At 72.9% G+C, this 1,404-nt stretch carries 2 protein-coding genes; both read right to left on the bottom strand.

The genetic code is table 11. The features are described 5' to 3' along the window. Positions 1–106: 106 nt before the first annotated feature. The gene (locus ACFRAR_RS38795) at positions 107–457 is read right to left on the bottom strand and encodes a winged helix-turn-helix domain-containing protein (RefSeq protein ID WP_380705165.1); all 351 of its coding nucleotides are present in this window, start codon (positions 455–457) and stop codon (positions 107–109) included. Then, the gene (locus tag ACFRAR_RS38790) at positions 454–1,248 is read right to left on the bottom strand and encodes a hypothetical protein (protein WP_380705163.1); all 795 of its coding nucleotides are present in this window, start codon (positions 1,246–1,248) and stop codon (positions 454–456) included. The genes ACFRAR_RS38795 and ACFRAR_RS38790 overlap by 4 nt, the downstream gene beginning before the upstream one ends. Positions 1,249–1,404: the final 156 nt, after the last annotated feature.

The following is a 1,404-nucleotide window of genomic DNA, read 5'->3' as shown; positions in this document are numbered from 1 at the left end:
CGCCGACTTCCCGCGCAACGGAAATGCCGCTGCCCCTGCCGACGGCAGGGGCAGGAACTGTGAGCGGTCGCATGAGAAGTCGATCAGGCCGACTTTCCGTGCCCTGCTACGCCCCGGGCCGGGTGGGGTCGGCGGCGTCGAGGCGGCGGACGAGTTCGCGCAGGGCGCGCAGTTCGCGGTCGAGGGCGTCGGCGCCGCGGGGGGTGAGGGAGACCCAGGTGCGGGGGCGACGGCCCGCGTAGCCCTTGGCGACGGTGACCAGGCCGGATGCCTCCAGGACCTTGAGGTGGCGGGAGAGGTTGCCGTCGGTCAGGCCGAGTTGCTCCTTGAGGAAGCCGAACTCGACGCTCTCGGCCTCGCGGGCGATCGCCAGGATGCCGAGCCGGACCCGCTGGTGGACGGTGTCGTCCAGGGCGAGGGTCGGATGCCGCTCCTCGGCTTCGTCCGCGACGCTCATGAGGAGACCGTACGGGATGCCCCCGGTGCGCGGCGGGCCGCCGTCCACTGCGCCAGCCCGGCGGCCAGCAGGACCGTCGCCAGCAGCAGGGCCTTCGGCTGCGGGCCGTCGGCCCAGCCGCCGTCGCCCCGGTCGAGCCAGGGCAGCCAGCCGCTCTCCCACGGTGCCGCGAGGTAGGCGGTGAGGAGTGTCGCGTGGGCGAGCCCGGCGGCGGTCACCAGGGGGCTGCGCTCGACCAGGCCGAGGACGACCAGGCCGACGCCGACCACGTACCAGGGCGAGGCGTAGGTGTTCGCGAGCATGGAGAGCGCGAACGGCACCCGGTGGGCGAAGAGCAGGCCGATGAGCACGGCGGTGACCAGGACGCCGACTCCGACCGCGGCGCCGATCCAGCCGTTGCGGTGCGGGACGATCCCGCGCTCCTCGCCGCGTCGCCGGTACCAGCGGGCCAGTACCAGCCAGGCGATCGGGAGCAGCGCGTACCAGACGCCCCAGGCCAGGAAGCGGAGGACGGCGCCGTCGAACTCGCCGGCCCGGCAGGGGCCGTCCAGGGTGTGCGGCACGCAGAGGCCGATGAGCTCCGAGTAGGCGAAGTACGGATAGGAGACGACGGACCGCCCGTTGGCGCCGAAGTTGTAGGCCTGGCCGGAGAACGGCGCGGCGGCCAGGGCCAGCAGGCCGAACCCGAGCAGCGGTATCCCCGAACCGCGCAGCCGCGTCCGGGCCCGGGCCCGGAGTCCTTCCGTCTCTGCGAGGAGTCCGGCCGGGTCGTCCCGGTGCGTCGTCGTCATGATCCACCCCTTGTCACGCGCATTGTCACGCGCACGAGCTTTGCGATGCCATGAACTTTGCATCGCAAAGTTGACTGCGGTCAAGGGGCCGTGGATCCGGGCGGCCCGGCAACGCCGAAGGGGCCCGCACGTTCGACACGAACCTGCGGGCCCCAT

This window comes from Kitasatospora sp. NPDC056651, from assembly GCF_042792155.1.
In the GTDB taxonomy this organism is placed as follows: domain Bacteria; phylum Actinomycetota; class Actinomycetes; order Streptomycetales; family Streptomycetaceae; genus Kitasatospora.
This window is presented reverse-complemented; position numbering and strand designations above follow the sequence as displayed.